The sequence below is a fragment of the Aeromicrobium sp. PFPM2_SD2 genome (genome assembly GCF_057364525.1).
In genome coordinates, this window is the sequence record NZ_JBNFNZ010000070.1 from 1 (window position 1) to 7,684 (window position 7,684).

The following is a 7,684-nucleotide window of genomic DNA, read 5'->3' on the forward strand; positions in this document are numbered from 1 at the left end:
CCGCCGACCGGCCCGTCGCCAGGTGCGCGACCTCGACGAACAGCGCGCCCACCTCCGCGGCCCAGGCCGCGACCAGGGTGCCGCCGCGCGACTCGTGCTCGACGACGTGGCCGTCGAGGGTGACCCGCCGCGGCTCGTACTCGAGCCGGTGGCCGGCGTCCTCGACGACGATGACGGGACCCTCGCTGCGCACCTCGCTAGACTGGCACTTGGCACCGTCGAGTGCCAGCAGACACGCCACCCACGACGCCCGGGAGGGGGAGCCGAACCATGAGCGAGGACCGCAAGTGGGACGTCCTGCGGGCCATCGTCGAGGACTACGTCGCCACGCACGAGCCGGTCGGCTCGCGCGCCCTGGTCGAGCGCCACGCGCTGGGCGTCTCGTCGGCGACGATCCGCAACGACATGGCGCTGCTGGAGGAGGAGGGCTACATCCACCAGCCCCACACCAGCGCCGGCCGGGTGCCCACCGACAAGGGCTACCGGCTGTTCGTCGACCGGCTGGCCACGGTCAAGCCGCTCTCGCCGGCCGAGCGCCGCGCCATCGAGACCTTCCTGCAGGGCGCGGTCGACGTCGACGACGTCATGCAGCGCAGCGTCCGCGTCCTGGCCCAGCTGACCAACCAGGTCGCGATCGTGCAGTACCCGTCGCTGACCCGCTCGACCGTCCGTCACGTCGAGCTGGTGCCGCTGGAGTCGGCGCGCGTGCTGCTGGTCGTCATCACCAGCAGCGGACGCGTCGAGCAGCGCGTCGTGGAGGTCGCCGCCGCCCCGTCCGAGAGCCTGCTGTCGGACCTGCGCAGCCGCATCTCCGGTGCGACCGTCGGCCGCCGCCTGCCCGAGGCGTCGCTGCAGCTCGCCGACCTCATCGAGACCTTCGAGGCCGACGACCGTCCGCTCGTCACGAGCATCGTCACGACGCTGTCGCAGGCCTTCGCCAGCGAGCGCGCTGACGAGCGGTTCGCGGTGGGCGGCGCGGCCAACCTAGCCCGCTTCGGCCACGACTTCGACTCGGCCATCCGTCCCGTGCTCGAGGCGCTGGAGGAGCACGTCGTGCTGCTGCGCCTGCTCGGCGAGGCCTCGGGCGGGTCGCTCCCGCGCGTGCGCATCGGCAGCGAGACCGGCCTGGAGGGCCTATCGAGCAGCGCGGTCGTCTCCAGCCCCTACGGCAGCGCCGACGAGGCGCTCGCCACGCTCGGCACCCTCGGGCCGATGCGCATGGACTATCCCGGCACCATCGCCTCGGTGGCCGCCGTCGCTCGTTACGTCGGACGCTTGCTCGCCGACGGCTGACCCCCTGCCGGCCCGTCCGGCGCACCCAGTGAGGACCCCATGGCACAGGACTACTACGACCTGCTCGGCGTGAGCCGCGACGCGTCGGACGCCGACATCAAGAAGGCGTACCGCAAGCTGGCGCGCCAGTACCACCCCGACGTCAACGACAGCCCCGACGCGGCGGACCGGTTCAAGGACATCGGCACCGCCTACGAGGTGCTGTCGGACCCGCAGAAGCGGGCCACCTACGACCGGGGCGGCAACCCCATGGGCGGCGGCGGCTTCGGCGGCGGGGGAGCCCAGGGCTTCAGCTTCGACGACATCATGGACGCCTTCTTCGGCGGCGCCGGGGGCGGCGGACGCGGTCCGCGCCCGCGTCGCCAGCGCGGCCAGGACGCCCTGGTGCGCCTGACCGTCGACCTGGCCGACGCCGCGTTCGGCCTCGCGCACGAGCTCAAGGTCGACACCGCCGTCGTGTGCCCGGTGTGCGAGGGCCACGGCTCGGCCGACGGTCGCGAGCCGGTCACCTGCGGCACGTGCCACGGCCAGGGCGCGGTGCAGCACGTCCAGCGCTCGATGCTCGGCGACATCCGCACGTCCCGCCCGTGCCCGACCTGCCAGGGCTACGGCACCGTCATCCCCGACCCGTGCGCCGAGTGCGGCGGCGACGGCCGCGTGCGCTCGCGCCGCACGATCAGCGTGAAGATCCCCGCGGGCGTCGACCACGGCACCCGCGTGCAGCTGTCCGGCGAGGGCGAGGTCGGCCCCGGCGGCGGCCCGGCCGGCGACCTGTACGTGGAGCTGGCCGTGCGCCAGCACGAGTTCTTCACCCGCGAGCGCGACCACCTGTACTGCCAGGTCAGCGTCCCGATGACCGCCGCGGCGCTGGGCGCCCACCTGGACATCCCGACGCTGGAGAGCGAGCGCGAGGACGCCGGCGACGACGTCGCGGCGACCGTCCCGCTCGAGGTGCCGGCCGGCACGCAGTCCGGCGAGACGGTGACGATCAAGGGCCAGGGCGTGCCGCGCCTGCGCGGCGGCGGCCGCGGCGACCTGCACGTCCAGGTGGTCGTCGAGACGCCCGAGAAGCTGGACGACGAGCAGCGCGAGCTGCTGACCCGTCTGGCCGAGCTGCGCGGCGAGCAGCGGCCGACCGGACGCATCGGCTCGGGTCGCGGCGGTGTCTTCGAGCGCCTGCGCGAGGCGTTCCGCTGAGCGGTAGCCTGCCAGCGACGAGAGGAGCGTCCATGTCCGACGACTGCCTGTTCTGCGGCATCGTGTCCGGCCGCGTGCCCGCCGAGGTCGTGGCCGAGACCGAGCACACCGTGGCCTTCCGCGACATCAGCCCGCAGGCCGCCTCGCACGTGCTCGTCGTGCCGCGCGAGCACCACCCGGACGTCGCCAGCCTGGCCACGGCCCGCCCGGAGGTCGCCGCCGCGCTCCTGCGCGACACCGCCGCGGTGGCCCAGGCCGAGGCAGCGACAGCTACCGCCTGGTGTTCAACACCGGGCCGACGCGGGGCAGACGGTCTTCCACTGCCACGGCCACGTGCTGTCCGGCGAGCCGCTGGGCTGGCCGCCGCGCTGAGCCGTCGCGCTGAGCCGTCGCGCAGCGACCACGGCGCTCGTAGACTGGGGATGCCTATGACAGAACCACTGCCCCATACCTTCACCATCCCCGCGAGCGTCCCGACCGTCTCGCTCTTCGGTCCTGCCGACGAGTACCTGCGCGTCATCGAGGCCGAGGTCGACGCCGGCATCCACGCGCGCGGCAACACGATCACCGTCACCGGCACGCCGAGCGAGGCCGCGTTCCTCGAGCGCCTGCTCGACGAGCTGGTCGCCATCGTGCGCACCGGACAGCCGCTGTCGCGCGAGTCGGTCCAGCGCAGCATCGCCATGCTGCGCACCGAGACCGAGGAGCGTCCGGCCGAGGTCCTGAGCCTCAACATCCTGTCCAACCGCGGACGCACGATCCGGCCCAAGACGCTCAACCAGAAGCGCTACGTCGACGCCATCGACAAGCACACGGTCGTCTTCGGCATCGGCCCGGCCGGCACCGGCAAGACGTACCTGGCCATGGCCAAGGCCGTGCAGGCGCTGCAGAGCAAGGACGTCAACCGGATCATCCTCACGCGTCCGGCCGTCGAGGCCGGCGAGCGCCTGGGATACCTGCCGGGCACGCTGAGCGAGAAGATCGACCCCTACCTGCGCCCGCTCTACGACGCGCTGCACGACATGGTCGACCCCGAGAGCATCCCCAAGCTGCTCACCAACGGCACCATCGAGGTCGCGCCGCTGGCCTACATGCGCGGACGCACGCTCAACGACGCGTTCATCATCCTGGACGAGGCGCAGAACACGACCCAGGAGCAGATGAAGATGTTCCTGACCCGCCTGGGGTTCAACTCCAAGATGGTCGTCACCGGCGACGTCACCCAGGTCGACCTGCCCGGCGGCAGCCGCAGCGGCCTGCGCGTCGTCCAGGACGTGCTCGGCGACGTCAAGGACGTGCACTTCTCCTACCTCGACTCCCAGGACGTCGTCCGGCACCGCCTGGTCGGCAAGATCGTGGCCGCGTACGACGACTTCGAGGCGGGTGCCGGTGAACGTCGACGTACTCAATGAGTCCGGCGCCGAGGCCGACGTCGTCGATCTCACGCGCCTGGCCCGGTTCGTCATGCGCCGCATGCGCCTGCACCCGGGCACGGAGATGACCGTGCGGCTGGTCGAGCCCGACACCATCGCGCTGCTCAACGAGCAGTGGATGGGCAAGAAGGGCCCGACCGACGTCCTGTCGTTCCCCATGGACGAGCTGAGCCCGGGCCGTGAGGACACCCGGCCCGAGGACAACGACGAGGGCTACCTCGGCGACATCGCGCTGTGCCCGCAGGTCGCCGCCCAGCAGGCCCCGGCCGCCGGGCACACGCCGCAGGACGAGATGGAGCTGCTGCTCGTCCACGGCGTCCTGCACCTGCTGGGCTACGACCACGTCGACCCGGCCGAGCACCGCGAGATGTTCGGCGTCCAGGGCCGCCTGCTGCTGGAGTGGCAGCGCGCCGCCGAGGGAGTGGACCCGGAGTGAACGTCCCGTTGCTCGTGGCGGCCGTCGCCCTGGCCGCCTTCGCCGGGCTGCTGGCCAGCGTCGACGCCGCCCTGTCCGCCTTCTCCAAGGCGCGCGCCGAGGAGCTGGACGACGAGGGCCGCGGCGGGGCCAGGAACCTGCTGGTGATCCTCGAGGACCCGGCCCCGTTCATCAACACCATCCTGCTGCTGCGGGTGGTGGCCGAGACCGCCGCCGTCGTCATCGTGGCGCTGCTGGTCGGCGACGCCGTCGACGGGCTGTGGCAGCCGCTGCTGGTCGCCACCGCGGTCATGGTGCTGGTCAGCTACGTGCTCATCGGCGTCGGGCCGCGCACCGTGGGCCGGCAGAACTCCGAGCGCATCGCCCTGACGGCCGCCGCCCCCGTGCGCGGCCTGCGCACCATCCTGGGCCCGCTGCCGCAGCTGCTCATCCTGCTCGGCAACGCGCTGACCCCCGGCCGCGGCTTCAGCGAGGGCCCGTTCGCCTCGGAGGTCGAGGTGCGCGAGCTCGTCGACCTGGCCGCCGCGACGAGCGTCATCGAGTCGTCCGAGTCGCGCATGATCCACTCGGTCTTCGAGCTGGGCGACACCCTGGCCCGCGAGGTCATGGTGCCGCGCACGGACGTCGTGTTCATCGAGCGCACCAAGACCCTGCGCCAGGCGATGAGCCTGGCCCTGCGCAGCGGCTACTCGCGCATCCCGGTGGTCGGTGACAGCCTCGACGACGTCGTGGGCATGGCCTACCTCAAGGACATCACCAAGCGCACCTTCGACAACCGCGACGCCGAGAGCACCGAGCGGGTCGACTCCGTGGCCCGCGAGTGCCTCTTCGTGCCCGACACCCAGCACGCCGACGAGCTGCTCAAGGAGATGCAGCTCAAGCGCACGCACGTGGCGATCGTCGTCGACGAGTACGGCGGCACCGCCGGCATGGTGACGATCGAGGACATCCTCGAGGAGATCGTCGGCGACATCACCGACGAGTACGACGTCGAGCCCGACGCCGTCGAGCACCTGGCCGACGGCTCGGTGCGGGTGAGCGCCCGCTACGAGGTCGACGACCTCGACGAGCTGTTCGAGGTCGAGATCGACGACGAGGACGTCGACTCGGTCGGCGGGCTCATGGCCAAGCACCTGGGCAAGGTGCCGATCCCGGGCAGCGCGGTGGAGATCGACGGGCTGCGGTTCCTGGCCGAGGCGCCCTCCGGACGCCGCAACCGCATCGGCCGCGTGCTCATCAGCCGGGCCGAGCCGGTGGAGCCGGACGACGACTCGGTAGCGTTGGACCATGGAACTCGCCCCTGAGGACGCCAAGCTCGTCACGCTGGCCAAGGCCGCCCGCGCCCGCACCAGCACCGTCGAGGGCGCCGCGGTGCGCGACCAGGACGGCCGCACGTACGTGGCGGTGAACGTCGACCTGCCCTCGCTGCAGCTGGACGCCCTGCCGCTCGCGGTCGCCATGGCCGCGTCCTCCGGCGCTCGCCTGCTCGAGGCCGCGGCGTCGTGCGCGACTACGAGCCCGACGAGCCGGTCGACACCGACGTGGTGGCCGACCTCGGCGGCGAGGACGTCCCGGTCTACGTCGCCGACGCGACCGGCAGCCTCGTCGCGGAGCTGCGCTCGTGACCGGCTTCCGCTCGGGTTTCGCCTGCTTCGTCGGACGTCCGAACGCGGGCAAGTCGACGCTCACCAACGCGATCGTCGGCGAGAAGATCGCCATCACGTCCTCGCGGCCGCAGACCACCCGGCACGTCATCCGGGGCCTGGTGCATCGTGACGACGCCCAGCTCGTCCTCGTCGACACGCCCGGCCTGCACCGGCCGCGCAACGTGCTGGGCGAGCGGCTCAACGACCTCGTGCGCAGCACGTGGGCCGAGGTCGACACCATCGCGATGTGCTTCCCCTCCGACCAGCGGGTCGGCCCGGGCGACAAGTACCTCGTCAAGGAGCTCGCCGCGCTCGGCCGCACGAAGCCGGTGCTCGCCGTGGCGACCAAGACCGACCTGGTCTCGCCGAACCGGCTCGCCGAGCACCTGCAGGCCATCCAGCGCGCCGGCGAGGAGGCCGGGCTCCGCTGGCACGAGATCGTCCCGGTGTCGGCGACCGCGGGCGACCAGGTGGGTCTGCTGACCGACCTCATCGTCGCGACGCTGCCCGAGGGCCCGGCGCTGTACCCCGAGGGCCAGCTGACCGACGAGCCCGAGGAGACGCTGGTCGCCGAGATCGTGCGCGAGGCGGCGCTGGAGGGCGTCCGTGACGAGCTGCCGCACTCGCTGGCCGTCGTCGTCAACGAGATGGTGCCGCGCGAGGACCGGCCGGCCGACAAGCCGCTGGTCGACGTCCGCGTCGACGTCTTCGTGGAGCGCGACAGCCAGAAGGGCATCATCATCGGGCACAAGGGCGCCCGCCTGCGCGAGATCGGCGCGGCCTCGCGGCGCCAGATCGAGAAGCTGCTCGGCACGCCGGTGTACCTGGACCTGCACGTCAAGGTGGCCAAGGACTGGCAGCGCGACCCCAAGCAGCTGCGCAAGCTCGGCTTCTGAGGGCGGCCCGGCGCGGGCGGTGAGTCCTGGTCACTTCTCCGCCGAGGAGTGACCACCGGACACCGCTCACCGTCCGGAAGTGTCCGTCACTCACCGCCCACCGGGGCCGCCGCTCAGCGCGTCGCGGCCAGCAGGTCGTCCAGGTGGGCGCGGAAGTTCGGGCACCGGGTGATGTCGTGGGCCTCGCAGCGCAGCGCGTGCAGCGTCATCTCGCGCGAGGCCTGCATCTCGGCCATGCGGCGCTCCAGGTCGGCGACGTGGTCCTCGAGCACCGCGTGCCGGTCCCGGGCCTCCTGGTCCAGCAGCACGGCGATCTGCTCCAGGCTCATCCCGGCCGCCTTGCTGCGGACGATCACCGCCACCCGGACGACGTCGTCGTCGCCGTAGCGTCGGCGCCCGCCGGCGTCGCGCTCGGGCCGCAGCAGGCCGACGTCCTCCCAGTGGCGCAGCACGTGGGTGGCCAGGTCGAAGCGGGCGGCGAGGTCGCCGATCGAGAGGCTTGACTTCATGTCGACCTGAACATCGAGGCTGGGGTCAGACATTCCGACCCAGGAGGACCCCATGCACGACGTCATCGTCATCGGCGGCGGCCCCGCGGGCCTGCAGGCCGCCCTGACCCTCGGCCGGCTGCACCGCTCGGTGCTGCTGCTCGACTCCGGCAGCTACCGCAACGACCCGGCCGGGCACATGCACAACTTCCTCGCCCAGGACGGCACGCCGCCAGCCGAGCTGCGGGCCGCCGCGCGGGCCGACCTCGCCGCGTACGCCACCGTCGAGGTGCGC

Annotated in this window: 10 protein-coding genes and 1 pseudogene; 9 read left to right on the forward strand and 2 right to left on the reverse strand. The window is 72.4% G+C overall.

What is annotated here, in order from left to right; genetic code table 11:
• Positions 1-193, reverse strand: a 193-nt coding sequence (locus AC2W7G_RS05515) for a hypothetical protein (RefSeq protein ID WP_485867552.1), incomplete at its 3' end; no start/stop codon positions are given.
• A 77-nt stretch (positions 194-270) separates the two neighbouring features.
• On the opposite strand from AC2W7G_RS05515, the gene hrcA reads away from it, so the two are divergent.
• From hrcA to era, 8 genes and pseudogenes are all read left to right on the forward strand, one after another.
• Positions 271-1,293, forward strand: a complete 1,023-nt coding sequence (gene hrcA, locus AC2W7G_RS05520; RefSeq protein WP_485867553.1) for a heat-inducible transcriptional repressor HrcA — start codon at positions 271-273, stop codon at positions 1,291-1,293.
• Between the two features lie 39 nt (positions 1,294-1,332).
• A complete protein-coding gene (gene dnaJ / locus AC2W7G_RS05525) occupies positions 1,333-2,490 on the forward strand; it encodes a molecular chaperone DnaJ (RefSeq protein WP_485867554.1) in 1,158 nt (385 codons plus the stop codon).
• A gap of 32 nt (positions 2,491-2,522) precedes the next feature.
• Positions 2,523-2,696: pseudogene (locus tag AC2W7G_RS05530) on the forward strand (HIT domain-containing protein); the annotation flags it as partial.
• Between the two features lie 216 nt (positions 2,697-2,912).
• Positions 2,913-3,902, forward strand: a complete 990-nt coding sequence (locus AC2W7G_RS05535) for a PhoH family protein (protein WP_485867561.1) — start codon at positions 2,913-2,915, stop codon at positions 3,900-3,902.
• A complete protein-coding gene (ybeY, locus tag AC2W7G_RS05540) occupies positions 3,880-4,359 on the forward strand; it encodes an rRNA maturation RNase YbeY (RefSeq protein WP_485867555.1) in 480 nt (159 codons plus the stop codon). The genes AC2W7G_RS05535 and ybeY overlap by 23 nt, the downstream gene beginning before the upstream one ends.
• Entirely contained in the window at positions 4,356-5,663 is a 1,308-nt protein-coding gene (locus AC2W7G_RS05545) for a hemolysin family protein (protein ID WP_485867556.1), read from the forward strand. Before ybeY ends, AC2W7G_RS05545 begins: the two co-directional genes overlap by 4 nt.
• A 198-nt stretch (positions 5,664-5,861) precedes the next feature.
• The gene (locus AC2W7G_RS05550; RefSeq protein ID WP_485867557.1) at positions 5,862-5,984 is read left to right on the forward strand and encodes a hypothetical protein; all 123 of its coding nucleotides are present in this window, start codon (positions 5,862-5,864) and stop codon (positions 5,982-5,984) included.
• Positions 5,981-6,901, forward strand: a complete 921-nt coding sequence (gene era, locus AC2W7G_RS05555) for a GTPase Era (protein ID WP_485867558.1) — start codon at positions 5,981-5,983, stop codon at positions 6,899-6,901. The genes AC2W7G_RS05550 and era overlap by 4 nt, the downstream gene beginning before the upstream one ends.
• Positions 6,902-7,014: 113 nt before the next feature.
• Here the strand turns inward: era and AC2W7G_RS05560 are convergent, their stop codons facing one another.
• A complete protein-coding gene (locus AC2W7G_RS05560) occupies positions 7,015-7,443 on the reverse strand; it encodes a MerR family transcriptional regulator (RefSeq protein WP_485867559.1) in 429 nt (142 codons plus the stop codon).
• A 19-nt stretch (positions 7,444-7,462) separates the two neighbouring features.
• On the opposite strand from AC2W7G_RS05560, the gene AC2W7G_RS05565 reads away from it, so the two are divergent.
• Positions 7,463-7,684, forward strand: a 222-nt coding sequence (locus tag AC2W7G_RS05565; protein WP_485867560.1) for an FAD-dependent oxidoreductase, incomplete at its 3' end; no start/stop codon positions are given.